Below are 24,211 nucleotides of genomic sequence, written 5' to 3'. Positions count from 1 at the left end.
ATCACACCGAGGTCGGGACGAACCGGACGGTCCCTGGCCCGGGCGCGTTCCACCTGCAAGGCTGCGCCGAGAAGTTCCGCGACGACGTCAGGAGGAGCCCCCGTGGCAGCCCTGCAGCACAAGGTGATGCTCGACGAGTCGGAGATGCCGACCCGCTGGTACAACGTCATCCCGGACCTGCCGTCGCCGCCGCCCCCGCCGCTGCACCCGGGGACGATGCAGCCGGTCGGCCCCGAGGACCTCGCGCCGCTCTTCCCGATGGACCTCATCCTCCAGGAGGTGACGACCGACTCCTACGTGGACATCCCCGAGGAGGTCCAGGACGTCTACCGGCTCTGGAGGCCGTCCCCGCTGTACCGCGCGCACCGGCTGGAGAAGGCGCTGGGCACCCCGGCGAAGATCTTCTACAAGTACGAGGGCGTCTCGCCGGCCGGCTCGCACAAGCCGAACACCGCGGTCCCGCAGGCCTACTACAACGCCAAGGCCGGCGTGAAGAAGCTGACGACCGAGACCGGCGCCGGGCAGTGGGGGACCGCGCTCGCGTTCGCCTGCGCCCAGTACGGACTCGAGTGCGAGGTGTGGCAGGTCGGCGCGAGCTACGACGCCAAGCCCTACCGGCGCATCATGATCGAGACGTTCGGCGGCACCGTGCACCGCTCGCCGTCCGACCTGACGAACGCCGGCCGCGCGCTGCTCGCCGGTCACCCGGACCACCCCGGCTCGCTCGGCATCGCGATCAGCGAGGCCGTGGAGGTCGCGGCGCAGGACCCGGAGATCCGGTACGCGCTCGGCAGCGTGCTCAACCATGTGCTGCTGCACCAGACGATCATCGGTGAGGAGGCCCTGCTCCAGTTCGCGAAGCTGGGCCTGGCGCCCGACGTCATCGTCGGCTGCACCGGCGGCGGCTCGAACTTCGGCGGGCTGACGTTCCCGTTCCTGCGGGAGAAGATGGCCGGGAAGATGAACCCGACGATCCGCGCCGTCGAGCCGGCGTCCTGCCCTTCGCTCACGCAGGGTGTGTACGCCTACGACTTCGGCGACACGGCCGGCATGACGCCGCTCATGAAGATGCACACGCTCGGCCACGACTTCATCCCGGACCCGATCCACGCCGGTGGCCTGCGGTACCACGGCATGAGCCCGCTCATCTCGCACATCTACGAGCTCGGGCTCATCGAGGCGCTCGCCCTGCCGCAGACCGAGTGCTTCAGCGCGGCGATCCAGTTCGCCCGCACCGAGGGCATCGTCCCGGCGCCGGAGCCGACGCACGCGATCGCCGCGTGCATCCGGGAGGCGCTGGCGTGCAAGGAGTCCGGCGAGGAGAAGGTCATCCTCACCGCGCTCTGCGGCCACGGCCACCTCGACCTCGCGTCGTACGACGCGTACCTGTCGGGGCGGATGACGGACGAGGACGTCACCTCGGCCCGGTTCGCCGAGTCCATCGCGGCGATCCCGGTGGTCCCCGCCTGACGCCGTCCGTCAGGGCCGGAACCGGTCAGCGTGGAAACTCCGCCACACCCTGGTGCGGCGGAGTTTCCACGTTCCGGGGCAGTGCGCGCTGCGTGGGTCAGTCCTCGGCGAGGCGGGCCGGGAACCCGCCCGTGGCGACCGGCGACCAGCGCGTCGGCGTGACCCGGATGAGCGACTTCGCCTGCTTCACCATGGCGGCGCGGTACTCGCTCCAGTCCGGGTGCTCGCCGGAGATGCAGCGGAAGTACTCGACGAGCGGCTCGACGGAGTCCGGCGGGTCGATCACCTCGGCCTCGCCGTCGATCTGCACCCAGGCGCCGCCGAAGTCGTCGGAGAGGACGACGACGCTCACCCGCGGGTCGCGCCGCGCGTTGACCGCTTTCGCCCGGTCCGGGTAGGTCGACACGACGATCCGGCCCTGCGGGTCGACGCCCATCGTCACCGGCGAGCCCTGCGGAGACCCGTCCTCGCGGCGGGTCAGCAGGATGCCGTGGTGTCGCGGGCGGGCGAACTCCAGCAGCCCGTCGAGGTCGACCGTCGTGTTCGTCGCAATCGTCCGTGCCATGGCCGCGACCCTAGCCCGGCTACCGTGCACCCATGTCCGCGACCATGCTCTTCGACCCCGCCGACCTGTCGTTCCTCGCCGACCCGTACCCGGCGTTCGCCGCGCTGCGGGCGCAGGGCGAGGTGCACCGGCACGACACGATGGGGCTGCACGTCGCGGTCTCGCACGCGGCGTGCGACGCCGTGTTCCGGGACCGCGGGCTGGGCCGGATCTGGAAGGACAAGGAGCCCGCCGAGCAGTTCCCGGCGTTCAACATGCTCCACCGGACGTCGATCCTCGAGAACGAGCCGCCGACGCACACCCGGCTGCGCCGCCTCGTCGCCGGGGCGTTCGGCCGCGGGCACGTCGAGCGGATGCGGCCCTGGATCGGCGACCTCGCCGACTCGCTCGTCGCCGACCTCGTCGACCGGCTCCGGGACGGCGGCGACCCGCCGGCCGGGGACGCGGGCGGCCCGGGCACCGGTGCCGCGGACCTCATCGCCGCGGTCGCCGAGCCGCTGCCCGTCGAGGTCATCGCCCAGCTGCTCAACGTGCCGCCGCACGACCGGGTGCACCTGCGGCCGTGGTCGAACGCGATCGTCAAGATGTACGAGTACGGGCTCGACGAGACCCGCCGCACGCAGGCGGAGGCGGCGTCCGCGGCGTTCGTGGCCTACCTGCGCGAGCTCGTCGCCGACCGGCGGGCGCACCCCCGCGAGGACGACATGGTGAGCGACCTCGTCGCCGCGTCCGACGGGGAGGACCGGCTCACCGAGGACGAGATCGTCGGCACCTGCGTGCTGCTGCTCATGGCCGGGCACGAGGCGACGGTCAACGTCGTCGGCAACGGGATGCTCGCGATGCTCCGCCACCGCGACCAGTGGGAGCGGGTCGTCGCCGACGCGGGCCTCGTGCCGGCGGCGACCGAGGAGATGCTCCGGTTCGACTCCTCGCTCCAGCTCTTCGAGCGGACGGCGACCCGGGACGTCGAGGTCGCCGGCACCGTCGTCCGGGCAGGGGAGAAGGTCGCTGCGCTGCTCGGCGCCGCGAACCGGGACCCTGCCGTCTTCGCCGACCCGGACCGGTTCGACGTCGGCCGTACGCCCAACCCGCACCTCGGCTTCGGTGCCGGCATCCACTTCTGCCTCGGCGCCCCACTGGCCCGCGTCGAGATCCAGTCGGTGCTCGCGGCGCTGCGCACCCGGATGCCGGGGATCGTGCTCGCCCAGGAACCGGTACGGCGCCCGGAGTTCGTCATCCGCGGGCTGGAGTCGCTCGACGTCGCCCTCGGATGAGCAGCGGTCCTGCGGAGGGCGGCCACCGGGTCGTCGTCCTCGTCACCGGCGCGCCCGGGGCCGGCAAGACGACGCTCGCGGCCCCGCTCGCCGCCGCGCTCGGGCTGCCGCTCATCGGAAAGGACGTCGTCAAGGAGACCCTCCACGACGCGCTCCCCGCCCCGGAGGCGGCGGCCACGCCGGACGGCGCGCTCGCCTGGTCGCGCACCATCGGGGCGGCCGCGATCCGCCTCATGTGGCGGCTCGCCGCGGACGCGCCGCAGGTCGTCGTCGAGACGAACTTCCGCCCTCGCGACCCGCGGGACCTCGCCCACGTCGCCGGGCTGCGCCGTCCGGTCGTCGAGGTGCACTGCGCGTGCCCGCCGGACGTCGCCCGGCGCCGGTACGCCGACCGCGCCCGGGACCCGCGGCGGCACGCAGGCGCCCATGTGCTCACCGACCTCCCGGCAGCCGCCTACGCCGAGTTCGGCGGGCCGGCCGGGCTCGGCCCGGTCGTCGTCGTCGACACCACGCGGGCGGTCGACGTCGGTGACGTCGCAGCCCAGGTCACCGCGCTGCTGGAGCGGCTCAGATCCCCGGCGTGAGCGGCACCGGCGGCGGGCCGTCGCGCCGGACCGACGCGACGAGACCGGCGAGGTCGGCGGGCGCGAGCCGCTCCGCGGACGCCGCGAGCCCGGCAGGGGTCCACCAGCGCCACTGCTGGTCCGCGGCGACCTCCGCGGTCACGCGCCGCCCCCGAGCGCGGCGTCGGCGTCCGCGTCGAGACCGATCATCCGCAGCAGCATGGCGCCGTCCACGACCGCGATGACGCGGGCCGCGGCGGCCCGGCGGCCGGTCTCGGGGACGTCGGCGAGGCGGTCCGCGACGAGCCCGACGAAGCCGTCGCCGAGACCCGCGGCGAGCGCCCGGTACGGCGACGCCGGGTCGGCCCCGAGGAGGCACAGCTCGAGCCACCGGGCCAGGACCGTGCCGACCTGCGGCCCGGCGAGCAGGGCCCCGAGCCGCGCGGGTGCCTCGGCGACGGGCCACGGGCCGGGGTCGGCGCCGGCGGCCTCGACGACCTGTGCCGCGATCGTCGTCATGACGGCCGCGACGAGGTCGGGCTTGGTCGGGAAGTAGTAGACGACCGTGCGGTCCGGGACCCCGGCCCGCTGCCCGACGGCGGCGAAGGTGAGCGCGGCGAGGCCGTCCTGCAGGGCCACCTCGACGGCGGCGGCGAGCAGGCTCTCCCGGTCATGACGGCGGCGCGGCGGCACCCGTCCACCGTACTGACCCGCCCGGCGGCCCGGCCGCGACACGGACCGCTGACCGGGTGACCACGCCGTCAAGGCCTCGACCCGGACGGGCCGGACAGGCGAGGATGGCAGCACCGGATGGCAGGTCGCCCCGGGACGGCGGGTCCGGCCGCGTTCCGTGGCCCTGCCGGGCGCGAGGGGAACCAGATGACCCAGGTCGGCCGGGGGAGCCGTCTCGCTCTGCGCGTCGGCGACCGCACGGTCGTGCTGCGGGCGCTCGCCGACCGTGACCTCGACGGCGACTGGTCGCTGCCCGTGCTCGCGCTCGCCTCCGGGCTGGACGACGTCCGCGGGGACGTCGACATCACGACCGAGACCGGTGTGGTCACGCTCGGGGCACGCCTGGTCCACGACGAGGCCGGGCTGGCCCTGCGCCAGGCCGGTGACGACTCCCCGGTCCGGGTGCAGCGCCGCCAGGACGTCCGTGGCCCGCTCGCGCTGCCGCTGCGGGCCGCCGTCCTGGACCCAAGGGTCCGGCAGGACCTCACCGACCTGGCCTTCCACGGCGCGACCCTCGACGTCAGCGCGGGCGGCCTGCGGGTCGACGCGGGGGCCGCCGGGGACGAGGCCGAGCACCTGCCGGCCGCCACCCGCCTCTTCGTCGAGCTCGAGCTGCCCGACGAGGTGCTCGTGCCAGCGGTCCTCTCGCTCGTCGCGCCGGGCACCGAGGGCCTGCGCGGCACGTTCGTCGACATCGCCGCGGCCGACCGGGAGCGGCTCGTCCGGCTCGTCTTCGCCGAGCAGCGCCGGACCCTGGCCGCCCGGAAGCGGGCGCGCGGCCCGCTCCCGACGGACCACCTGCTCACGTCGCTGCGCCGGGACCCGTTCAGCCCCTGAGGTCGGTCACCGAGGTCAGCCCCCGATCCGCGGGCGCCCGACCCGTCCCGCCGTCATGACGTGCGCGGCGAGCAGCCCGACCAGGGCCTGCACGACAGGCATCCCGAGCACGAGCTCGAGCTGCAGCGGTGCCGTCCCGGCCCGGTCGCCCGGGGAGCGGGTCAGGACGGCGACCGCGACGACGAGCGTCCACGTCACCCCCGGCACGAGTGCGCCGAGGGCAAGGACGGCGCGCCGCCGGTCCGGGCCGGGGCGCAGCCGCCGCACTGCGACGTCGCAGAGCACGCCGGCGACGAGCACGGTGGCGACGGTGACCCGGTTCGCGCCGCCCGCGACGGCCAGGCTCAGGGCGCCGCAGGCGCCGAAGAGCACCGTGACGGCGCCGGGGGGCAGCCGCCACAGGGTCGCCAGGTGCAGCAGCGGGACGACGAGGACGAGCGTCGTCAGCACGACGGAGGACAGCACCCACGCCGTGAAGAGCGTGTCCGTGTACCCGAAGGCGACCAGGTAGCCCTCCCCGCGCCGGATGAGGGCGTTGCCGTACTGCACGAACAGCAGCACCTGCGCGGTCGCCAGCGCGAGCCCGGACACCGCCGGGAGAAGCCGTCGCAGGCCCGGGTCGAGCCCGAGACCGTCGTCGGCGCGGGCGGTCCGCAGCGGCGTCGAGACGATGAGGACCATCGCCGTCGCGAGGGCCAGGTGCGTGGGGGAGAACAGGATCCGGATGGCCTGCTCGATCCCGAGCACCGTGTGCCACGCCATGTCCCCGGCGCCGGCGACGGCGAACCCCGCGGCGGCGACGAGCGCCGTTCGGTAGGCGGCGGGGACGCCGTCCCAGCGCTCGCGCAGCGTCCCCGGCCCGCGGACGGCGGCCAGCAGCGGCGTCCGGACCACCCACGCGAGCCAGGCCGCGGTCGCGGCGAACCCGGAGTAGAAGACCGCGTGCCAGGGCGTGAAGAAGCTCTCCAGGCCCGCCAGGTTGTTGTGCGCCCACGCGTCGAGGAGCAGCGCGGCGGTGAACCACAGCGACAGCAGCGCGGTCACGCCGTCCGGACGGCGCGCCGCACCGGCCCCGTCGGCCTCCGGCGGCGCGGGCGGCCTCGTCGTCGGTGTCTGCGTCACTGCGGCCTCCCCGGCCCGGCGGCACGCACCGAGGGGTCGGCACGTCGTCCTGGGTGCAGGATGACGCGTATGCGACTCGGACTCCAGATCCCCGACTTCACCTGGCCCGGCGGGCCGGCCGCGCTCGGCCCCACGCTGCGCCGCATCGCGACGGACGCGGAGGCGTCCGGCATGGCCAGCGTCTGGGTCATGGACCACTTCTTCCAGATCTCCATGGTCGGCCCGGCGGAGAACGACATGCTCGAGGGCTGGGCCACGCTCGCCCACCTCGCCGCGGTCACCGAGAAGGTCACGCTCGGCACGATGGTCACGGGCGTGACGTACCGGCACCCCGGCGTCCTCGTGAAGACCGCGACGACGCTCGACGTCCTGTCCGGCGGCCGCGCCTGGTTCGGCGTCGGCGCGGCGTGGAACGAGGAGGAGCACGTCGGGCTCGGCGTGCCGTACCCGCCGCTCGCGGAGCGCTTCGAGCGGCTCGAGGAGACGCTGCGGATCGCCCACCGGATGTGGTCCGGCGACGAGAGCCCGTACGAGGGCGAGCACTACACGCTGGCCCGCCCGCTGAACTCCCCGCCCGCGCTCTCCTCGCCGCACCCGAAGATCCTCATCGGCGGCACGGGCGAGAAGAAGACGCTGCGGATGGTCGCCGAGTACGCCGACGCCTGCAACATCTTCGAGATGGGGCCGGACGCCGTCCGCGCCAAGCTCGACGTGCTCCGCGCGCACTGCGACCGGCTCGGTCGCGACTACGACGCGATCGAGAGGACGTCGCTCGGCCGGCTCGACCTCGTGCGGCCCGGCGCCGAGCGGGTCGAGGGCAGCCAGACCGTCGAGGAGGCGGTCGACCGGTTCGCCGCGTACGCGGCGGTCGGCGTCGACCACGCCATCGTCTCCCTGCCGCGGGTCAGCGACCCGGCGGCCTGGGAGCTCGTCCCCGAGCTCGTCGCGGCGCTGGAGAAGATCACGCCCGCCGGCCGCTGAGGCGTCCCGCAGGACGGTCACGCCCGCCGCGGACGGGCGGTCGTCGGTTAGTTTTGCGACAGCCGGACCGCGCCGACGACGCCGCACCCCATCGCCGGTACTGGACGACCCCCGGAGGCCCGCCCCGTGTTCTCGAAGATCCTGGTCGCCAACCGCGGCGAGATCGCTGTCCGGGCCTTCCGGGCCGCCTACGAGCTCGGGGCGCGCACCGTTGCGGTCTTCCCGTGGGAGGACCGCAACGCCGTCCACCGGATCAAGGCGGACGAGTCGTACCTCATCGGCGAGCGCGGCCACCCCGTGCACGCCTACCTCACGGTGTCCGAGATCGTCCGGGTCGCCCGGGAGTCGGGTGCCGACGCCGTCTACCCGGGCTACGGCTTCCTCTCCGAGAACCCCGAGCTGGCGCAGGCCTGCGCCGACGCGGGCATCACGTTCATCGGCCCGACCGCACCGGTGCTCTCGATGGCCGGCAACAAGGTCAAGGCGGTGACGGCGGCCCGGGCGGCGGGCGTGCCCGTGCTGCGGTCGTCCGAGCCGTCGGCCGACCTCGACACGCTGGTCGCCGCGGCGGACGAGATCGGCTTCCCGGTGTTCGCCAAGGCGGTGGCCGGCGGTGGCGGCCGCGGCATGCGCCGGGTCGACGAGCGTTCCGGGCTGCGCGAGGCCCTGACGACGGCGATGCGGGAGGCCGAGGGCGCCTTCGGCAACCCGACGATGTTCCTCGAGCAGGCCGTCCTGCGGCCGCGGCACATCGAGGTCCAGGTGCTCGCCGACGCGACCGGCGAGACCGTCCACCTCTTCGAGCGCGACTGCTCGGTGCAGCGCCGGCACCAGAAGGTCGTCGAGATCGCCCCGGCGCCCAACCTCGACCCCGAGGTCCGGGACGCGCTCTGCCGCGACGCGGTCGCCTTCGCCAAGGGGATCGGCTACGTCAACGCCGGCACCGTCGAGTTCCTCCTCGACACCGCCGGCGACAACGCGGGCCAGCACGTCTTCATCGAGATGAACCCGCGCATCCAGGTCGAGCACACGGTGACCGAGGAGGTCACCGACGTCGACCTCGTCATGTCGCAGATGCGGATCGCCGCGGGGGAGACCCTCGCCGACCTCGGGCTCACCCAGGACAGGATCCACCTGCGCGGTGCGGCCCTGCAGTGCCGCATCACCACCGAGGACCCGGCGAACGGCTTCCGCCCCGACACCGGCATGGTCAACACCTACCGCTCGCCCGGCGGCGCCGGCGTGCGGCTCGACGGCGGCACGGTGCACGCGGGCGCGTCGGTCAGCCCGCACTTCGACTCGATGCTCGTCAAGCTCATCTGCCGCGGCGCGGACTTCGAGACCGCCGTCCGCCGCTCGCAGCGCGCGCTCGCCGAGTTCCGGATCCGCGGGGTGAGCACGAACATCCCGTTCCTCCAGGCGCTGCTCGCCGAGCCGGACTTCGTCGCCGGCGGCGTCACGACGTCCTTCATCGACGACCGGCCGTACCTCGCGGCCGCCCGCGGCAGCAGCGACCGCGGCACGAAGCTGCTCACCTGGCTCGCGGACGTCACCGTGAACAAGCCGAACGGCGAGCCGCGGACGACGCTCGCCCCGCGGGAGAAGCTGCCGCCCGTCGACGTTGTCGCCCCGGCCCCCGACGGCTCGCGGCAGCGGCTGCTCGCGCTCGGCCCGGAAGGCTTCGCGCAGGCGCTGCGGGCGCAGGGCCCGGTCGCGGTCACCGACACGACGTTCCGTGACGCGCACCAGTCGCTGCTCGCGACCCGGGTCCGCACCCGGGACCTGCTCGCCGTCGCGCCGCACGTCGCCCGGATGACCCCCGGGCTGCTCTCGGTCGAGTGCTGGGGCGGGGCGACGTACGACGTCGCGCTGCGCTTCCTCGGCGAGGACCCCTGGGAGCGGCTCGCGTCGCTGCGCGAGACGATGCCGAACCTGTGCCTGCAGATGCTGCTGCGCGGCCGCAACACCGTCGGGTACACGCCGTACCCGACCGAGGTCACCGACGCGTTCGTCCGCGAGGCCGCCGCGACCGGCATCGACGTCTTCCGGATCTTCGACGCGCTCAACGACGTCGAGCAGATGCGCCCGGCGATCGAGGCCGTCCGGGACACCGGGACCGCGGTCGCCGAGGTGGCGCTCTGCTACACGGCCGACCTGCTCGACCCGGCCGAGACGCTCTACACCCTCGACTACTACCTCGGCCTCGCCGACGAGATCGTCGCGGCGGGCGCGCACGTCATCGCCGTCAAGGACATGGCGGGCCTGCTCCGGCCGTACGCCGCGAAGAAGCTCGTCACCGCGCTCCGCGAGCGCTTCGACCTGCCGGTGCACCTGCACACCCACGACACCGCGGGCGGCCAGCTCGCGACGCTCGTCGCGGCCGTCGAGGCCGGGGTGGACGCCGTCGACGTCGCGACCGCGTCGATGTCCGGGACGACGAGCCAGCCGTCGATGTCCGCGCTCGTCGCGGCCCTCGCGCACACCGAGCGGGCGCCCGACCTCGACCTGCGCGCCGTCATGGACCTCGAGCCGTACTGGGAGTCGGTGCGCCGGGTCTACGCGCCGTTCGAGTCCGGGCTGCCGTCGCCGACCGGGCGGGTCTACGACCACGAGATCCCCGGCGGCCAGCTCTCCAACCTGCGCCAGCAGGCGATCGCCCTGGGGCTGGGGGAGAAGTTCGAGCAGATCGAGGCGATGTACGCCGCGGCGGACCGGATCCTCGGCCGGCTCGTCAAGGTCACGCCGTCCTCGAAGGTCGTCGGCGACCTCGCCCTGCACCTCGTCGCCGTCGGTGCCGACCCGAAGGAGTTCGCCGAGAACCCCGACCGGTTCGACATCCCGGACTCGGTCATCGGCTTCCTCGGCGGTGAGCTCGGCGACCCGCCCGGCGGCTGGCCGGAGCCGTTCCGCAGCAAGGCGCTCGCGGGGCGCAGCACGCCCAAGCGCACCGTGGACCTCTCCGAGGACGACCGCAAGGCGCTGACGACGGACCGCCGGACGACGCTCAACCGGCTGCTCTTCCCGGGCCCGACGAAGGACTTCGCCGTCGTGCGCGAGACGTACGGGGACGTGTCCGTCATCGACACGACCGACTACCTGTACGGCCTGCGGCACGGGGTCGAGCACGTCGTCGAGCTCGAGCGCGGCGTGCGGCTCATCGCCGGGCTCGAGGCTGTCGGCGACGTCGACGAGAAGGGCCTGCGGACCGTCATGTGCACCCTCAACGGGCAGCTGCGCCCGATCCAGGTGCGCGACCGGTCGGTCAAGGTCGACGTCCGGCAGGCGGAGCGCGCGGACCCGACGAACCCGGGTCACGTCGCCGCGCCGTTCTCCGGTGTCGTGTCGCTCGCGGTCGAGACCGGTGCCACGGTCGAGGCGGGCGCGACGGTCGCGACGATCGAGGCGATGAAGATGGAGGCCTCGATCACGACCCCGGTCGCGGGGGTGGTCCAGCGGCTCGCGATCGGTGCCGTGACGCAGGTCGAGGGCGGGGACCTCGTGCTCGTCATCGCCCCGCAGGGCTGACCGCGGGGTCAGCCCCGGCTGGCCAGGGCGTCGAGGAGGACGGCCTGCAGGTCCGCCGGGTCGCGGGCCTGGTAGGCCTGCCCGCCCGGGGTGGCCTCGGCGAGCCGGCGCAGCGAGGGCAGGTCGGTGTCACCGCCGATGCCGATGGCGATGAGCCGGACGGCGCCCTTCGCGCGCCCCTTCTCGAGCCGGGCGACGACCTCGTCGAGGGTCAGGCCGGTGCTGTCGAGGTTGCGGCCGTCGGTGAGCAGGACGACGACGTTCGAGGCGCGCCCGTCGTAGCTGGCCTGCATCTCGGCGACCGCGGCGTCGACGGTGTCGTAGATCGACGTGCCGCCGTCGCGGGTCTGCTCGGGCAGCGCCTTGAGCAGCTCGAGGATCGCGGCGCGGTGCGTCCTGCCCTGGTCCTGCGCGTCGAGCCGGTCGACCGCCGCGAGCTGCTTGTAGTCGACGTCGCCCTCGATCTTCGAGGCGAACATCCAGGCCCCGACACTGTTGTCCGGCGGGAGCGCCGTCAGTGCGGCGCTCGCGGCGTCGCGGACGAGGTCGATCCGCTTGACGCCCGGCCGGGCCTCGATGTTCATCGACGTCGACACGTCGATGAGCGCGAGCATCCGGGTCGGCGCGGCGAGCGTCGTCAGCGCGGTGATGGTCGCGCCGACCGTCTTGGCGTCGGGGACGGGCAGCGCCCGGATCTTCTCCGTGCGCACGCCCTCGCCGTCCGGTGCCTCGCCGCCCTCGAGCCGGAACCCCTGCCCGGCGTACGTCGCCCCGGCCCCGGACGAGGTGAGCTCGGCCGCGACGCTCTTCACGAGCGCCTCGGTGGTCGCGCCCCAGCGGCCGTCCGCGACGCGGACGAGCGGGTAGTCCAGGGACGGCGAGCCGTCCTTCGGGTAGATCATCGTCAGTGAGGCGAGGCCGCTGCGCCGCAGCGAGAGGACGGCCTGCTCGGTGGTCGGGATGATCGGCGTCGCGGGGGAGTTCTCGCTGACGAGGTCGAGCGGGGCCTGCAGACCGGCCGTGTTGCCCTGCGAGACGGACAGGCTGAGGGCGGCGAGGGCGCGACGGTACTGCGGGGTGTCGCCGAGGCTGGCGCGCAGCGCGAACGCCGTCGCGAGGCCGCAGGTGTCCGTGGTGAGGTCGACCGACACCGGCCAGCCGGTGGTCACCGCCTGCGCCCACGCGGGCGGGTCGTCCGTCGACCACTTGAGTGCCTTCGCCGAGGCCTCGCTCGTCGAGAGCACGACGGGGGACGTCGCGAGCGAGCCCTCGCGGGCCAGCGGGACGGCGCGGGCGGCCCGGGCGACCCAGATCGAGGAGTCCGGGATCCACAGGTGCGGCAGCCGGGCGAGCTCCTCGGGCAGGGTCGCCGCCTTGGCGGCCCGGGTCGCCGCGACGATCTGGTCCGGGTCGACGCCCTGGACGTCGACGCGCAGGCACGTGCCGTCGGACAGCGCACGGCCCTGGGCCGGCGCGAGGACGGCGTTGACCGCCGGGGTCATCGTCGGGCTGGCAGCGACCCGGACGACGGTCGGGGTGCAGTCCGCGGACGTCGCACCGCGCAGGGTCTGGACGAACGACAGGTCGACCGCACCGGTGCGCAGGGCGACGGCGGCGCCGCCGGAGGCGACCGCGAGCACAGCGAGGGCGGCGACGAGCCGGCGCCCGCGGCGACGCGGCTGCCGCCGGGACCCGGGCGTGTGCCGGCCCACGGAACCTCCTGTCGACCCCGCCGCGACCCGTCCGCTTCGGGTGGCGGCCCGGGGAGAGGGGCCAGGTTAGCCCTGGTCAGCGCGCGAACGGGGGGTCCGGGCGAATGAATCACCCACGGTGGCCGGAAGGCGACGGTGGGGAGCGGAACGGGGCCGTCCGCGACGACGGCCCCCGACGTGCGCGAAGATGCGCGCATGACCGACAGCGGCCTCTTCCCCACGAGCGTGACGACGCACACCGCAGCGAGCGCGGTCCGGCGGCGCGGGACCGCACTCGTCCGCCCGCCGGGGCCGCGGCTGGCCGACGGGATCGTCACGCACATCGAGCGGTCGCCCGTCGACGTCCCGCTCGCGCGGGCCCAGCATGCGGCCTACGTCGCGGCGCTGGCGGGGGCCGGCTGGGACGTCCGGGAGGTGCCGCCGGCCGACGAGCATCCGGACGCCGTGTTCGTCGAGGACACCGTCGTCGTCGTCGACGACCTCGCGGTGCTCACCCACCCGGGCGCCCTGCAGCGTCGCGGCGAGGTCGAGGGGACGGCGAAGGCGGTCGAGGGGCTCGGGCTGCGGACCGTGCGGATCACGGCGCCCGGCCACCTCGACGGCGGGGACGTCCTCCAGGTCGGGACGACGGTCTACGTCGGCCGCGGCGGCCGCACCGACGCCGAGGGCATCCGCCAGCTCCGGGCGCACCTCGCGCCGCTGGGCCGCACCGTGGTCCCGGTGCCGCTGCACGCCGTCCTGCACCTGAAGTCGGCGGTGACCGCGCTGCCCGACGGCACGATCGTCGGGCTGCCGGACCTCGTCGACGTCGCCCCGTTCCCGACGCTGCGGACCGTCGAGGAGGAGGGCGGCGCGCACGTCGTCCCCATCACCGAGGGCACCGTGCTCATGGCCACCTCGGCCCCGAAGACGCGGGAGTGGCTGCTCGACCTCGGCTTCGACGTCGTCGCCGTCGACATCGGCGAGTTCGAGAAGCTCGAGGGCTGCGTGACCTGCCTCAGCGTGCTCGTCCCGGCCCGCTGACCTCCGCGCGCCGACCACCGCCTGCCGGACGACGGGTCAGCCGACCGCGCCGACCGTGACCGCCGCGACGGCGAGCGCGGCGAGCGCCAGGGCGAGCCGGACGCCGTCCCAGCGCAGCAGCCGTCGGTAGGCCGCCGGGTCGAAGCCGGCGCCGAGCCGGGAGTGCTGCGGGACGGCCCCGAACGCGGTGACCGCGAGCAGCCCGGCGAGCAGCAGCGCGGCCGCGAGGCCCGCCGTCCGCGGGACGCCCGGGACGACGAGCAGCGCGACGGTCGACGCGCCGAGCGCGGCGAAGAGCGGCCCGACGACGAGGCTGACCCGACGGGTGTGGCTCGCCTCGTAGCCGGCGAACGCAGGCACCGGGACGGCGGCCATCTGGGGGTAGACGAGCACCCGGACGGTCGCCTGGAACCCGGCGTAGGCGGCCGTCGTCGCGACGTGCGCGACCGCCGCGACGAGGGCCGCGTCCACCCCGCTCAGCCGGTCATGCCCAGGGCGGCCTCGCTGTGCGCGAGCGCCCGGGCGTACCAGGGCTCGGGGTCGAGCGCCGTGGCCAGCCGCAGGTGCCGCACGGCCTCGTGGTGGCGGCTGCGCCGGCTCAGCGTCCGGCCGAGCGCGGCGTGCGCGTAGTGGTCGGCCGGGTCGCGGTCCACCACCTGCCGGAAGAGGTCCTCGGCCCGGGCCAGCTGGGCCGTCGCGAACGCTGCGCGGCCGGCCAGGAGCAGCACCGACGTCGGTGCGTCCTCACCGAGCAGCGGGTCGAGGACCTGGAACGCCGAGTGGGCGTCCCCGGCCGAGACGAGCCGCTGCGCCGTCCGGAACCTCTCGACGTCGTCCATGGGCCCATCCTCCGTCCGGCACCGGCCCGGGGACCAGTCCCCGGGCACCGACTCCAGACAACTCCGGCGACCCGACAGACGTTCCGCCGCCGCCGAAACCGTGCCGTCACCTGCGGACGGGGCCGGTCTGGCACAGTGACGCCGTGCCCCACGACGCAGCCGGTGTGCGCACCGGCGCGTGGTATGCCGGGGCCTGCCTGCTCATCCTCGGCGTCATGCCGATCATCTCCAACGGCCGGCCGCCGGGCGCGAGCGCGCTGACCTTCGCGCTCCTGCTCACCCTGTGGGAGGTCGTGCTCGCCGTCCCGGTCCAGCTGCGGGAGTGGCGGTCGGGGGAGCGCGGGCTGCTCCGCGAGCGGCTCCAGCGGGACGTCGCCCGCCGGGTCGCGCTCGTCACGCTGGGCACCGGGATGCTCTTCGGGATCTCCACGTGGGCGTACGTGCTGGCCTTCCAGACCGCGGGCGCCGTGAACGCCGCGATCGCCCTGCAGTCCTACCCGCTCGTCGCGGCGGCCCTGGAGGCGGTCGTCCTCGGGCGGCGCAAGACCCGCACCGAGCTCGCGTTCACGGGCGTGATCGTCGTCGCGCTGTACTACCTCGCGACCGGCGGCACGTGGCGGATGAGCGGCGTCTCGGGCTGGTTCGCGGTGGCGCTGTCCGTGCCGGTGATGTGGAGCATCGCGCACATCACCCTGCGCCAGGCGCTCGTGTCGACGACGATCACCCCGCTCCAGGTGACGACGTCCCGGCTCGTCGTGTCCGGCGTCTTCCTCGTGCCGCTCGCGCTCGCCGTCGACGGGCCGCGGGCGGTCGCCGGCGCGCTGACCTCCCCGGGGCTGCAGCTGTTCGGGGCGCTCATGGGGCTGGCCTACTACCTCGAGCTCGTCCTGTGGTTCTATGCCGTCCGCCAGATCGACGTCTCGCTGGCGAGCGCCATCACCGTGCCCGCACCGGCGGTGACGCTGCTGCTCGCGGTGCTCTTCCTCGGCGAGCACGCCCACACGTACCAGGTGGTCGCGCTCGGCGCCGTCCTCGTCGGGCTGTTCGGGCTGGTCCGGGCCGGCGCCGCCGCCCGGGCCCGGCAGCGGCCGCTGCCCGACCCGGTGGTGTGACGACCCTGTGGCGTGACCACCCGGGCGCGGGCCGCCGCGCCGGCTCTGGCACAGTACGGACGTGGTCGCTCCGCTCGTCGTCGCGCTCGTCGGGGGAGGGCTCGCGCTGTTCGTCCTCGGCGCGGTGCTCGCCGGTCTGGGGAAGGTGCCCGGCCGGGTCGTCCTCGGCCTCGCGGCGCTGCTCGAGGTGGTCGTCGCCGTCCAGGTGGTGTGGGCCGTCGTCTCGCTCGTCGGCGGGTACCGGCCGGCCGAGACCCTCGTCGTCGTGTTCTACCTGCTGGGCGTCCTCGTCGTCCTGCCGCTCGTCGTCGCCTGGTCGCTCGCGGAGCGCACCCGCTGGAGCAACCTCGTCGTCGCCGTCGGCGCCCTGACGGTGATGGCGATGACGGCACGCCTGGATCAGATGTGGAGGGTCACCGGTGGTTGAGACGACGCCGGCCGCGGAGCCCGGGGTCACCGCGACCGGCTTCGGCCGGGTGCTCGTGGTGCTGTACGCGGTCATGGCCGTCGGCGCCTGCTCCCGCTCGGCCGTGCAGGTCTCGACCCGGTTCGGCGAGGCGCCGATCGCCTACTCGCTCAGCGCGTTCGCCGCGGTCGTCTACGTCCTCGCGACCGTCGGGCTGGCCCGGCGCGGCCCGGCGGCGCGCCGGCTCGCGACGATCGCCTGCACCGTCGAGCTCGTCGGCGTGCTCGCCGTCGGGACCTTCACCGTCGCGGTGCCGTCCGACTTCCCGGACGCGACGGTCTGGTCGCTCTACGGGATGGGCTACGTGTTCATCCCGCTCGTGCTGCCGGTGCTCGGCCTGTGGTGGCTGCGCCGGACCCGGTTCGCCGGCTGAGCGAGCCGGCAGCGCTCAGCCGCGGCCGAGCGCTGCCGCGGTGAGACGGGACAGCGACGCGCGCTGGACGCCGTCCGCGTCGAAGTTCGCCGGGCCGAGCCAGGCCTCGTAGGCGGGCGCGAGGGCCCGGACGTCGTCGTCGGTCATGGCGAACCACGCGGTGTCCCGGTTGCGGCCCTTGTAGACGACGGCGTTGCGGAAGATGCCCTCGAAGGTGAAGCCGAGCCGGGCGGCCGCCGCCCGCGACGGGGCGTTCAGGGCGTCGCACTTCCACTCGTAGCGGCGGTAGCCGAGGTCGAGGACGGCATGCCGGGCCATGAGCCACATCGCCTCGGTGGCGGCGCGCGAGCGCTGCAGGGCGGCCGAGTACACGATCGAGCCGACCTCGACGGCGCCGTGCGCGACGTCCGTGCGCATGAACGTCGCGGTGCCCTCGACGGCGTCGCGCCCGCCGTCGGTGACGACGAGGACCATCGGCCACGTGCCGGGGGTCGCGGCGAGGCCGTCGAGCCAGGCGACGACCTCGGCCGTCTCGGCGGGCCGGTTGAAGAGGTACGTCCAGCGGATCTCGACCTCGTCCGCGGTGCCGGCGAGGAGGACGGCGGTGAGCGCCTCGGCGTGCCGCTCGGCGTCCCAGGCCTCGAGCCGGCAGTACCGCCCGGTGAGGGTCTGCGGGCGCGGCGGCTCGCGCGGCGTCCAGCCGTCGACGGGCAGACCGACGGGGCGGCCGACGGCGTCGACCCGGTAGGCGAGGCCCTCCGGGGTCGTCACCGACTGCGGGTCGTGCACAGGTGCACCGGTCTGGGCGGTCTGCTCGCTCACGCGCCGACCCTCTCACGGTCGTCGCCGGGCGGGCACGCAGGCACGGTCCTGTGGTCGTCGACCCGGAGTGACGGCGACACTGGACGGATGGGAGCGCACGGGTCCGCGGCCGGGTGGCCGGCCGACGCACCCCAGGTGCAGGTCGTCGTCGCCCATCCGCAGCGTGCGACCCTGCGCGTCGGCGACGTCTTTCTGAAGATCGACCCGAACCAGGCGCACACCGACGTCGAGGTCGAGGCGATGGCCCTCGCGCCGGTCCCGACCCCGCAGGTGCTCTGGCGGCAGCCACCCGTGCTCGCGCTGGCCGCCCTGCCAGGGACGGCGCTGGGACGCCTCGGCGAGCGGACCACCGCACCGGCGGCCGCGTGGGCAGCGGCCGGTGCCGTCGTCCGCAGGCTGCACGACGCGCCGCTGCCGCCGCTGCCCCGCCGGAGCACGGACGAGGTGGCGGCCGAGGTCGACGAGGCCTGCGCGTGGCTCGTCGCGAACGACGTCCTGCCTGCCGACGTGGTCGCCCGCAACCGCAGGCTCGCCGACGTGGCCCTGCGACCGCGGACACCGGTGTTCGTGCACGGGGACCTGCAGATCAGCCACGTGTTCGTCGACGGCGAGGTGGTCACCGGCGTCATCGACTGGTCCGAGGCCGGCCAGGGCGACGCGACGTACGACCTCGCCAGCCTCACCTTCGGGCACGAGGAGCGCCTCGGTGACCTGCTCGGCGGGTACGGCACCGACGTCGACCTGGACGCGGTCCGCGCCTGGTGGTCGTTGCGGGCGCTGCGGGCGACGCCCTGGCTGATCCGGCACGGCTTCGACCCGTTCCTCCCCGGCTGCGAGGTCGACGTGCTGATGTCACGGATGTGACGGGGCGTGCCAGGCTCGGGGCATGACGTTGCCGGGCATCTTCACCGTCGAGGAGGCACGTGAGGTCCTGACCGGCCTCCTGCCGCTGCTGGACCGGGTCGTCGAGGTACGGGCCGACGCCCGTCAGCTCGGGGCCGACCTGGACGCCGGCGCGGCCGGCGGCGCCGATGGCGGCGGCCTCGGCGGGCTGCCGGAGCTCAAGGCGGCGCAGGCCCGGCTCGACGACCTGCTCACGCAGGTGCAGGCGACCGGAGTCGAGCTCAAGGGGTTCGCGCCGCTCCTGCTGGACTTCCCGGCGGACCTGGACGGCGTGCCGGTACTCCTGTGCTGGGTCGAGGGAGAGCGGGCGCTCGACTGGTACCACCGGGCGGACCTCGGCTTCGCCGGGCGACGTCGGCTGCCGCTGTGAGGGTGCACTGTCCGTGGGCGGCCGTAGGTTGGCCGTCGACCCAGCCGACGAGCCCCAGGAGGCATCCGTGACCACCCTTCCCGGCCGGTCGAGGACCGCGCTGGTCGTCGTCGACGTGCAGAACGGCGTCATGGCCGGCGCCCACGACCGTGACGGCGTCATCGCCAACATCAACATCCTCGTGTCGACCGCCCGCGCGCAGAGCGTGCCGGTCGTGTGGGTGCAGCACTCCAGCGAGGAGCTGCCCACCGGCAGCGAGCCCTGGCAGTACGTGCCCGAGCTCGTCCGTGAGCCGTCGGAGCCGCTGGTGCACAAGGAGTACGGAGACTCCTTCGAGGCGACCGACCTCGAGTCGGTGCTCGCCGGTCTCGGCGTCGGGCGGCTCGTCGTCGCAGGCGCGCAGACGGACGCGTGCATCCGCTCGACGCTGCACGGCGCGATCACCCGCGGCTACGACGCGACGCTCGTCGCGGACGCGCACACCACCGAGGACCTCTCGGAGTGGGGTGCACCGCCCCCCGCACAGGTCGTCGCGCACACGAACCTGTACTGGTCGTGGCAGTCGGCGCCGGGGCGGACGGGGGGTGTCGTCGAGACCGCCGCCGTCGACTTCGGGCCCGTCGAGGGCTGAGCCCGGCTCTCACCCGAGGGTGGCGGGCCGCTCCAGCATCGTGCCGTCCGGCGGGCGGAACCCGAACGCGGTGTAGACGTCGTGGGCGTCGGCGGTGTGGAGCATCCAGCGGAAGCGCGCGCCCGGGCCCTCGTCGACCATCGTGCGCACGAGCCCGTGCCCGATGCCCCGGCCCCGGTGCGCGTGCACGACGAACACGTCCGCGAGGTAGGCGACGCCGTAGCCGTCGCTGACGGCGCGGGCGTAGCCGACCATGGCGCCGTCCGACCGGTCGTAGGCACCGACGACCCGCCACGCGCCGTCCAGCTGGGCCAGCACGGTGTCCCGGTCGCGCCAACGGCCCCAGTAGGCGTCGGAGCCGAGGAAGCCCCAGACGACGTCTCGGTCCACGCGGGCGCGGTCGTCGTCGAACGTGTAGGCGTCGGGTGTGGTCACGTGGCGAGTGTGCCGGGGTGGCGCGGCCCCTGCGGCCGACTCCCGATCACTGGCAGACTTCCCGATCATCGGCCCGGACGTCCCGGGCGACCTCGGGGGAGGTTCTCGTGATGTCCGCATCCGCTGGTGGCGCGGTCGTTCCGGCACGGCCGCGGGTCCGCGCCCGCAACCACGTGCTGCCCGCGGTGGTCGTGTTCGCGGGGGTCGCCGCGTTCGTCGTCCTCGCCCTGCTCGTGTTCAGCCTGGTGTTCCTCGTCGACGACGAGTTCGACCCGAAGGCCTTGGTCGTCGGTCTGGCCGGTGGTGTCGGGGCGGCGGCCGGCGTCGCCGTGGTGGCCTTCGTCGTCGGGCTCGCGCTCGACGCGCTGACCCGGTCGGCGCCGACCGCGGTCCGGTGGGCCGCGCCGGCACCGCTACCGCTCGTCGGCCTCGCGATCATGGTGGTCGGCGACCCCTTCCTCGGCTTCTACCCGACCGTCCTCGGGCTGCTCCTGTGCGGCTACTGGGCGGTGTTCCTCGCGCAGGCCGGCGTGGTCCGGCTCTACCGTCGGGTGCGAGGCCAGCCGACAGCCGCCTGAGCGGGGCCGTGCGTCAGCAGCGGGGCCGTCAGCAGTCCGCAGGAAGTGCGGGCGCCACCGGGGCAGGGGTGCTGCGCCGGATGTTCGTCCAGCCGGTCCACCCTCGCTCCTCGAGGAGCTCGAGCATGCGGACGGCGCCCGGGAAGCACTCGACGAACGCCGCGTCGAGCAGAGCGACCAGGTCGTCGCTCACCGGGTGCTCCTCCTCCACGCCCTCCGCGCCGTCCGCGGCCGCCTCGATGAAGGCTGCCACCCGGTCGGCGAGCACCGGCAGCCGTGGGTCGTCCGGCCCGCAGTCGACGAGCTCCCCGACGTCCAGGTACAGCCGGCGCAGGGACTCGTCCTCGAGCTGGGCCTGCTTCATCGCCATCCACGGGCCCACCTGCTCGGGCATCTGGGCCGCGATGAGGGTCCAGCTGTCACGCTCGATCTCGACGAGCCGCTCGCGGAAGCCGAGCTCGCGCATCCGGTCGACGTAGGCGACGACCTCGGGCGGCAGCGCCAGGCTGTCGCCGGCCGCGAGCTTCGCGATCCGCTCGCGGTGCACCTGGCGTTCCCGGATCTCGGCCCGCAGCCGGCGGTCGATGTCCTCGACCGCCGCCACGAACTCCTCGTCGTCCGCGGCCAGCAGCTCGCGCACCCGGGAGAGCGGGACGCCCGCGTCGGCGAGGGTGCGGATCCGCACGAGCTCGACGACGGCGGCCGCGCCGTAGCGCCGGTAGCCGGAGCGGTCGCGTTCGGGCTCGGGCAGCAGTCCCTTGGCGTGGTAGTGCCGGACCGTTCGCACCGTCACACCGGCGTACGACGCGAGCTGGCCGATCGTCAGCATGGCTCCAGTGTCCGCTCTTCCTGCCGCTGGGGTCATGACGTCTTGCCGCGGTGGATGCGCATGGCGAGCAGGTACGCGACGACGAGCAGCCCGACGCACCAGGCGAGCGCCGTCCAGATGCCGTTGCCCACCGGCTGCTCGGCGAGCAGGGCGCGCAGGGTGTCGACGATCGGGGTGACCGGCTGGTGCTCGGCGAACCAGCGGACCGGTCCCGGCATGCCGGCCGTCGGGACGAACGCCGAGCTGACGAACGGCAGGAAGACCAGGGGGTAGGAGAACCCGCTCACCCCGTCGACGGACGTCGCGGTCAGCCCGGGGATCACGGCCAGCCAGGTGAGGGCCAGGGTGAAGAGCACCATGATCCCGAGGACCGCCAGCCAGGCGAGCACCCCGGCGCCGGACCGGAAGCCCATCGCCAGGGCGACGAGGACGACGAGGACGAGCGACACGAGGTTTGCCACGACCGAGGTGAGGACGTGCCCCCACAGCAGGGCCGACCGGGCGATCGGCATCGACCGGAACCGCTCGAAGATGCCGCTCGAGACGTCGGTGAAGAGCCTGAACGCGGTGTAGGCGATGCCGGAGGCGACGGTGACGAGCAGGATCCCGGGCAGCAGGTAGTCGACGTACGCGCCGCGGCCGACGTCGATGGCGCCGCCGAAGACGTAGACGAAGAGCAGCAGCATGGTGATCGGCGTGACCGCCGTCGTGATGATGGTGTCCGGGCTGCGCAGGATGTGCTTCAGGGACCGCCCGAGCAGGACGGTGCTGTCGTGGACGAAGGCGGTGGACTCGGCGGTGGACATCGGTGGCTCCCTACGGGCGGGGATCGTCGTGACCGACGATCGCCAGGTAGACGTCTTCGAGGGTCGGCTGCTTCTCGACGTACTCGACCGTGGCCGCCGGGAGGAGCCGCTTGAGCTCGGCGAGCGTGCCGTCGGCGATGATGCGGCCCTCGTGGAGGATCGCGATCCGGTCGGCGAGCTGCTCGGCCTCGTCGAGGTACTGCGTCGTGAGCAGGACGGTGATGCCCTGACCGGCGAGGTCCCGGACGGTCCGCCAGACCTCGAGCCGCGACTGCGGGTCGAGGCCGGTCGTCGGCTCGTCGAGGAAGAGCACCCGCGGGCTGCCGACGAGGCTCATCGCGATGTCGAGCCGGCGGCGCATCCCGCCGGAGTACGTCGCGACCCGGCGCCCGGCCGCGTCGGTCAGCCCGAACCGTTCGAGCAGCCCGTCGGCCACCGCGGCCGCGTCCGTGATGCGGCGCAGCCGGGCGACGAGCACAAGGTTCTCGCGCCCGGTGAGGACCTCGTCGACGGCCGCGAACTGGCCCGTGAGGCTGATCGAGGCCCGGACCTCGGCCGCCTGGGTGGCGACGTCGTGCCCGTCGACGGTCGCGGTCCCGCCGTCGGCCCTGAGCAGCGTCGCGAGGATCTTCACCGCTGTCGTCTTGCCCGCGCCGTTGGAGCCGAGCAGGGCGAGGACCGACCCGCGGGGGACCCTCAGGTCGACGCCCCGCAGGACTGCGTGGTCGCCGTAGGACTTCGTGAGCCCCACGGTCTCGATGGCGTGTGTCGTGGTCATGACGTCAGGCTGCAACCCTGACCCGGCGTCAAGGTCAAGCGCCCGGCCCCGACGAATTTCATGCAACCAGTGGTTGCGTATTGATGCCACCTCGGTCTAGCCTCACATGCAACCAAACGTTGCAGGAGGCGGACATGGAGCTCGGGACCATCGAGCAGGAGATCTACGTCGAGGCGTCACCCGAGGTCGTCTACGAGGTGGTGAGCAGTCCCGACCACCTCAAGCACTGGTGGCCGGACGAGGCGCACTACGACCCGACGCCGGGCTCGAGCGGTCAGATCGTCTTCGAGCGCGACGGCGGGGGAGCGGTGGTCGAGCTCACCGTCGTCGACGCGAAGCCGCCGTCGACGTTCGTCTTCCGCTGGACGCACCCGGCCGGCGAGACGGCGGCGGAGGGCAACTCGCTGCTCGTGACGTTCGACCTCGCGCCGTCGGGCAGCGGCACGCTGCTGCGGATGACCGAGACCGGTTTCCGCGAGATGGGCTGGGAGGTCGCGGTCCTGGAGCAGCAGTTCGCCGAGCACGTCGAGGGCTGGGCCTACTTCCTGCCGCGGATCGTGCCCTACGTCGCGACGCTGGTCGTGCGGCCGTGACGGTTGCCGGGGCCGTCGACGACGACCTGTGGTCGGCGATCGGCGACCCGACCCGGCGCCGGCTGCTCGACCTGCTGCTCCTCGAGGAGGCGGGCACCGCGACCAGCCTCAGCCAGCAGCTGCCGGTCACCCGGCAGGCGGTCGCCAAGCACCTGGGCGTCCTCGACCGGGTCGGCCTCGTCCACGGGACGCCGGCCGGCCGGGAGAAGCGCTACCGGGTGGACGACGCCCAGCTCGCGCGCGCGGTCGCGCAGCTGGCGTCCGTCGGGTCGGCGTGGGACGCCCGCCTGCGGCGGATCAAGCGCATCGCCGAGGCGATCCAGGTCGCACGTCAGGACTGACGGGACGACCGGCGGAGCGACCGGGAGAGCAACGACCAGAAGATCAACGATCAAGAAAGCAGGGGAGTGGGCGACATGGTGGACATCCTGCACAGGGTGGGCGTCCGGACGGCGGCCCCGGAGGCCGTCTACGACGCGCTGACGACGGTCGAGGGCCTCGCGGGCTGGTGGACCGAGGGCACCGCGGCGCGCGGCGACGCCGCGAGCCCGGGCGGCGTGGTCGAGTTCCGGTTCCCGCCGGTGGGCGGCTTCGACATGGAGGTCGTCGAGGCGAAGGCGCCGGAGCGGCTGCAGTGGCGCGTCGTCGACGGCCCGCCGGAGTGGGTCGGGACGACGATCGACTGGGACCTGCGTCAGGACGGCGACTGGACGATCGTCCTGTTCGCGCACCGCGGCTGGGCCGAGCCCGTCGACTTCATGCACCACTGCAGCACCAAGTGGGGCTCGTTCCTCATGAGCCTGAAGTCGTTGGTGGAGAACGGCGACGGTGCGCCCGCGCCGCGCGACGTCCAGATCAGCGACTGGCACTGA

At 74.2% G+C, this 24,211-nt stretch carries 29 protein-coding genes; 17 read left to right on the top strand and 12 right to left on the bottom strand.

Going from position 1 to position 24,211, the window contains the following annotated elements; genetic code table 11:
• Positions 1-126: 126 nt before the first annotated feature.
• A complete protein-coding gene (locus EDJALFJO_RS19595) occupies positions 127-1,470 on the top strand; it encodes a TrpB-like pyridoxal phosphate-dependent enzyme (protein ID WP_088288006.1) in 1,344 nt (447 codons plus the stop codon).
• A 97-nt stretch (positions 1,471-1,567) separates the two neighbouring features.
• On the opposite strand, the gene EDJALFJO_RS19590 is transcribed toward EDJALFJO_RS19595, so the two are convergent.
• A complete protein-coding gene (locus tag EDJALFJO_RS19590; RefSeq protein WP_088287995.1) occupies positions 1,568-2,035 on the bottom strand; it encodes a PPOX class F420-dependent oxidoreductase in 468 nt (155 codons plus the stop codon).
• Between the two features lie 32 nt (positions 2,036-2,067).
• Here EDJALFJO_RS19590 and EDJALFJO_RS19585 point away from each other — a divergent pair, with 32 nt between their 5' ends.
• Both EDJALFJO_RS19585 and EDJALFJO_RS19580 read left to right on the top strand, forming a co-directional pair.
• Positions 2,068-3,309 carry a cytochrome P450 gene (locus tag EDJALFJO_RS19585; RefSeq protein WP_233149947.1) on the top strand — a complete coding sequence of 414 codons (1,242 nt, stop codon included), beginning with the start codon at positions 2,068-2,070 and terminating at the stop codon, positions 3,307-3,309.
• Positions 3,306-3,893, top strand: a complete 588-nt coding sequence (locus EDJALFJO_RS19580; RefSeq protein WP_088287994.1) for an AAA family ATPase — start codon at positions 3,306-3,308, stop codon at positions 3,891-3,893. The genes EDJALFJO_RS19585 and EDJALFJO_RS19580 overlap by 4 nt, the downstream gene beginning before the upstream one ends.
• Here EDJALFJO_RS19580 and EDJALFJO_RS34470 read toward each other — a convergent pair.
• On the bottom strand, positions 3,877-4,035 hold the full coding sequence (locus EDJALFJO_RS34470; protein ID WP_158220491.1) for a hypothetical protein: 159 nt from the start codon (positions 4,033-4,035) through the stop codon (positions 3,877-3,879). The two genes, EDJALFJO_RS19580 and EDJALFJO_RS34470, sit on opposite strands and share 17 nt — an antisense overlap.
• Positions 4,032-4,565, bottom strand: coding sequence for a TetR/AcrR family transcriptional regulator (locus EDJALFJO_RS34465; RefSeq protein WP_158220490.1), 534 nt, complete (start codon positions 4,563-4,565; stop codon positions 4,032-4,034). The genes EDJALFJO_RS34470 and EDJALFJO_RS34465 overlap by 4 nt, the downstream gene beginning before the upstream one ends.
• Positions 4,566-4,751: 186 nt before the next feature.
• On the opposite strand from EDJALFJO_RS34465, the gene EDJALFJO_RS34460 reads away from it, so the two are divergent.
• Positions 4,752-5,441 (top strand): PilZ domain-containing protein, encoded by a 690-nt coding sequence (locus EDJALFJO_RS34460; RefSeq protein WP_158220489.1) that lies wholly within the window; start codon positions 4,752-4,754, stop codon positions 5,439-5,441.
• Positions 5,442-5,456: 15 nt separating this feature from the next.
• On the opposite strand, the gene EDJALFJO_RS19570 is transcribed toward EDJALFJO_RS34460, so the two are convergent.
• Positions 5,457-6,563 (bottom strand): hypothetical protein, encoded by a 1,107-nt coding sequence (locus tag EDJALFJO_RS19570; protein WP_088287992.1) that lies wholly within the window; start codon positions 6,561-6,563, stop codon positions 5,457-5,459.
• A gap of 69 nt (positions 6,564-6,632) precedes the next feature.
• On the opposite strand from EDJALFJO_RS19570, the gene EDJALFJO_RS19565 reads away from it, so the two are divergent.
• Together EDJALFJO_RS19565 and EDJALFJO_RS19560 are read left to right on the top strand one after the other, a co-directional pair.
• Entirely contained in the window at positions 6,633-7,544 is a 912-nt protein-coding gene (locus EDJALFJO_RS19565) for an LLM class F420-dependent oxidoreductase (protein ID WP_088287991.1), read from the top strand.
• Positions 7,545-7,670: 126 nt separating this feature from the next.
• The gene (locus EDJALFJO_RS19560) at positions 7,671-11,069 is read left to right on the top strand and encodes a pyruvate carboxylase (RefSeq protein WP_088287990.1); all 3,399 of its coding nucleotides are present in this window, start codon (positions 7,671-7,673) and stop codon (positions 11,067-11,069) included.
• Between the two features lie 8 nt (positions 11,070-11,077).
• Here the strand turns inward: EDJALFJO_RS19560 and EDJALFJO_RS19555 are convergent, their stop codons facing one another.
• The gene (locus tag EDJALFJO_RS19555) at positions 11,078-12,781 is read right to left on the bottom strand and encodes a VWA domain-containing protein (RefSeq protein ID WP_088287989.1); all 1,704 of its coding nucleotides are present in this window, start codon (positions 12,779-12,781) and stop codon (positions 11,078-11,080) included.
• A 195-nt stretch (positions 12,782-12,976) separates the two neighbouring features.
• Here EDJALFJO_RS19555 and ddaH point away from each other — a divergent pair, with 195 nt between their 5' ends.
• On the top strand, positions 12,977-13,804 hold the full coding sequence (ddaH, locus tag EDJALFJO_RS19550) for a dimethylargininase (RefSeq protein ID WP_088287988.1): 828 nt from the start codon (positions 12,977-12,979) through the stop codon (positions 13,802-13,804).
• A 36-nt stretch (positions 13,805-13,840) separates the two neighbouring features.
• On the opposite strand, the gene EDJALFJO_RS34455 is transcribed toward ddaH, so the two are convergent.
• Complete coding sequence (locus EDJALFJO_RS34455) at positions 13,841-14,275, bottom strand: DUF1772 domain-containing protein (protein ID WP_158220488.1); 435 nt, start codon at positions 14,273-14,275, stop codon at positions 13,841-13,843.
• Between the two features lie 5 nt (positions 14,276-14,280).
• Positions 14,281-14,643 carry a hypothetical protein gene (locus EDJALFJO_RS19540; protein WP_088287986.1) on the bottom strand — a complete coding sequence of 121 codons (363 nt, stop codon included), beginning with the start codon at positions 14,641-14,643 and terminating at the stop codon, positions 14,281-14,283.
• Between the two features lie 143 nt (positions 14,644-14,786).
• On the opposite strand from EDJALFJO_RS19540, the gene EDJALFJO_RS19535 reads away from it, so the two are divergent.
• The 3 genes from EDJALFJO_RS19535 (at position 14,787) to EDJALFJO_RS19525 (ending at position 16,594) form a co-directional block, all read left to right on the top strand.
• Positions 14,787-15,755, top strand: coding sequence for a DMT family transporter (locus EDJALFJO_RS19535; RefSeq protein WP_198950461.1), 969 nt, complete (start codon positions 14,787-14,789; stop codon positions 15,753-15,755).
• A gap of 61 nt (positions 15,756-15,816) precedes the next feature.
• Complete coding sequence (locus EDJALFJO_RS19530; protein ID WP_088287985.1) at positions 15,817-16,182, top strand: hypothetical protein; 366 nt, start codon at positions 15,817-15,819, stop codon at positions 16,180-16,182.
• Positions 16,175-16,594 carry a hypothetical protein gene (locus EDJALFJO_RS19525; protein WP_088287984.1) on the top strand — a complete coding sequence of 140 codons (420 nt, stop codon included), beginning with the start codon at positions 16,175-16,177 and terminating at the stop codon, positions 16,592-16,594. Before EDJALFJO_RS19530 ends, EDJALFJO_RS19525 begins: the two co-directional genes overlap by 8 nt.
• Positions 16,595-16,609: 15 nt before the next feature.
• On the opposite strand, the gene EDJALFJO_RS19520 is transcribed toward EDJALFJO_RS19525, so the two are convergent.
• On the bottom strand, positions 16,610-17,416 hold the full coding sequence (locus EDJALFJO_RS19520) for a GNAT family N-acetyltransferase (RefSeq protein ID WP_198950460.1): 807 nt from the start codon (positions 17,414-17,416) through the stop codon (positions 16,610-16,612).
• An 87-nt stretch (positions 17,417-17,503) separates the two neighbouring features.
• On the opposite strand from EDJALFJO_RS19520, the gene EDJALFJO_RS19515 reads away from it, so the two are divergent.
• The 3 genes from EDJALFJO_RS19515 (at position 17,504) to EDJALFJO_RS19505 (ending at position 19,320) form a co-directional block, all read left to right on the top strand.
• Positions 17,504-18,280, top strand: a complete 777-nt coding sequence (locus tag EDJALFJO_RS19515; protein WP_088287983.1) for a phosphotransferase family protein — start codon at positions 17,504-17,506, stop codon at positions 18,278-18,280.
• Between the two features lie 22 nt (positions 18,281-18,302).
• Positions 18,303-18,689 carry a DUF2203 domain-containing protein gene (locus tag EDJALFJO_RS19510; protein ID WP_088287982.1) on the top strand — a complete coding sequence of 129 codons (387 nt, stop codon included), beginning with the start codon at positions 18,303-18,305 and terminating at the stop codon, positions 18,687-18,689.
• A gap of 67 nt (positions 18,690-18,756) precedes the next feature.
• Positions 18,757-19,320, top strand: coding sequence for a cysteine hydrolase family protein (locus EDJALFJO_RS19505; protein WP_088287981.1), 564 nt, complete (start codon positions 18,757-18,759; stop codon positions 19,318-19,320).
• 9 nt (positions 19,321-19,329) lie between these two features.
• On the opposite strand, the gene EDJALFJO_RS19500 is transcribed toward EDJALFJO_RS19505, so the two are convergent.
• Entirely contained in the window at positions 19,330-19,755 is a 426-nt protein-coding gene (locus EDJALFJO_RS19500; RefSeq protein WP_198950459.1) for a GNAT family N-acetyltransferase, read from the bottom strand.
• 110 nt (positions 19,756-19,865) lie between these two features.
• Here EDJALFJO_RS19500 and EDJALFJO_RS19495 point away from each other — a divergent pair, with 110 nt between their 5' ends.
• Positions 19,866-20,333, top strand: coding sequence for a hypothetical protein (locus tag EDJALFJO_RS19495; protein WP_088287979.1), 468 nt, complete (start codon positions 19,866-19,868; stop codon positions 20,331-20,333).
• A gap of 28 nt (positions 20,334-20,361) precedes the next feature.
• Here EDJALFJO_RS19495 and EDJALFJO_RS19490 read toward each other — a convergent pair whose 3' ends face one another.
• Genes EDJALFJO_RS19490 through EDJALFJO_RS19480 form a run of 3 tightly spaced genes read right to left on the bottom strand, consistent with a single transcriptional unit; the run spans position 20,362 to position 22,746 of the window.
• The gene (locus EDJALFJO_RS19490) at positions 20,362-21,162 is read right to left on the bottom strand and encodes a MerR family transcriptional regulator (protein WP_088287978.1); all 801 of its coding nucleotides are present in this window, start codon (positions 21,160-21,162) and stop codon (positions 20,362-20,364) included.
• A gap of 32 nt (positions 21,163-21,194) precedes the next feature.
• Positions 21,195-21,968 (bottom strand): ABC transporter permease, encoded by a 774-nt coding sequence (locus EDJALFJO_RS19485; protein WP_088287977.1) that lies wholly within the window; start codon positions 21,966-21,968, stop codon positions 21,195-21,197.
• A 10-nt stretch (positions 21,969-21,978) separates the two neighbouring features.
• Positions 21,979-22,746, bottom strand: coding sequence for an ABC transporter ATP-binding protein (locus EDJALFJO_RS19480; RefSeq protein ID WP_088287976.1), 768 nt, complete (start codon positions 22,744-22,746; stop codon positions 21,979-21,981).
• Positions 22,747-22,880: 134 nt separating this feature from the next.
• Here EDJALFJO_RS19480 and EDJALFJO_RS19475 point away from each other — a divergent pair, with 134 nt between their 5' ends.
• The 3 genes from EDJALFJO_RS19475 to EDJALFJO_RS19465 all read left to right on the top strand — a co-directional run bounded on the left by EDJALFJO_RS19475 (position 22,881) and on the right by EDJALFJO_RS19465 (position 24,211).
• Positions 22,881-23,339, top strand: a complete 459-nt coding sequence (locus tag EDJALFJO_RS19475; RefSeq protein ID WP_088287975.1) for an SRPBCC family protein — start codon at positions 22,881-22,883, stop codon at positions 23,337-23,339.
• Positions 23,336-23,680, top strand: a complete 345-nt coding sequence (locus tag EDJALFJO_RS19470; RefSeq protein ID WP_088287974.1) for a helix-turn-helix domain-containing protein — start codon at positions 23,336-23,338, stop codon at positions 23,678-23,680. The genes EDJALFJO_RS19475 and EDJALFJO_RS19470 overlap by 4 nt, the downstream gene beginning before the upstream one ends.
• Before the next feature lie 75 nt (positions 23,681-23,755).
• The gene (locus tag EDJALFJO_RS19465) at positions 23,756-24,211 is read left to right on the top strand and encodes an SRPBCC domain-containing protein (RefSeq protein ID WP_088288002.1); all 456 of its coding nucleotides are present in this window, start codon (positions 23,756-23,758) and stop codon (positions 24,209-24,211) included.

The organism is Kineosporia sp. A_224 (assembly GCF_002198655.1).
In the GTDB taxonomy this organism is placed as follows: Bacteria; Actinomycetota; Actinomycetes; order Actinomycetales; family Kineosporiaceae; genus R-H-3.
This window is presented reverse-complemented; position numbering and strand designations above follow the sequence as displayed.

Bases quoted from the DNA above. Each gene is read 5' to 3' on its own strand.
- EDJALFJO_RS19595 (WP_088288006.1), top strand. From the start codon at position 127: ATGCTCGACGAGTCGGAGATGCCGACCCGCTGGTACAACGTCATCCCG.
- EDJALFJO_RS19590 (WP_088287995.1), bottom strand. From the start codon at position 2,035: ATGGCACGGACGATTGCGACGAACACGACGGTCGACCTCGACGGGCTG.
- EDJALFJO_RS19585 (WP_233149947.1), top strand. From the start codon at position 2,068: ATGTCCGCGACCATGCTCTTCGACCCCGCCGACCTGTCGTTCCTCGCC.
- EDJALFJO_RS19580 (WP_088287994.1), top strand. From the start codon at position 3,306: ATGAGCAGCGGTCCTGCGGAGGGCGGCCACCGGGTCGTCGTCCTCGTC.
- EDJALFJO_RS34460 (WP_158220489.1), top strand. From the start codon at position 4,752: ATGACCCAGGTCGGCCGGGGGAGCCGTCTCGCTCTGCGCGTCGGCGAC.
- EDJALFJO_RS19565 (WP_088287991.1), top strand. From the start codon at position 6,633: ATGCGACTCGGACTCCAGATCCCCGACTTCACCTGGCCCGGCGGGCCG.
- ddaH (WP_088287988.1), top strand. From the start codon at position 12,977: ATGACCGACAGCGGCCTCTTCCCCACGAGCGTGACGACGCACACCGCA.
- EDJALFJO_RS19540 (WP_088287986.1), bottom strand. From the start codon at position 14,643: ATGGACGACGTCGAGAGGTTCCGGACGGCGCAGCGGCTCGTCTCGGCC.
- EDJALFJO_RS19515 (WP_088287983.1), top strand. From the start codon at position 17,504: ATGGGAGCGCACGGGTCCGCGGCCGGGTGGCCGGCCGACGCACCCCAG.
- EDJALFJO_RS19510 (WP_088287982.1), top strand. From the start codon at position 18,303: ATGACGTTGCCGGGCATCTTCACCGTCGAGGAGGCACGTGAGGTCCTG.
- EDJALFJO_RS19495 (WP_088287979.1), top strand. From the start codon at position 19,866: ATGTCCGCATCCGCTGGTGGCGCGGTCGTTCCGGCACGGCCGCGGGTC.
- EDJALFJO_RS19490 (WP_088287978.1), bottom strand. From the start codon at position 21,162: ATGCTGACGATCGGCCAGCTCGCGTCGTACGCCGGTGTGACGGTGCGA.
- EDJALFJO_RS19485 (WP_088287977.1), bottom strand. From the start codon at position 21,968: ATGTCCACCGCCGAGTCCACCGCCTTCGTCCACGACAGCACCGTCCTG.
- EDJALFJO_RS19480 (WP_088287976.1), bottom strand. From the start codon at position 22,746: ATGACCACGACACACGCCATCGAGACCGTGGGGCTCACGAAGTCCTAC.
- EDJALFJO_RS19475 (WP_088287975.1), top strand. From the start codon at position 22,881: ATGGAGCTCGGGACCATCGAGCAGGAGATCTACGTCGAGGCGTCACCC.
- EDJALFJO_RS19465 (WP_088288002.1), top strand. From the start codon at position 23,756: ATGGTGGACATCCTGCACAGGGTGGGCGTCCGGACGGCGGCCCCGGAG.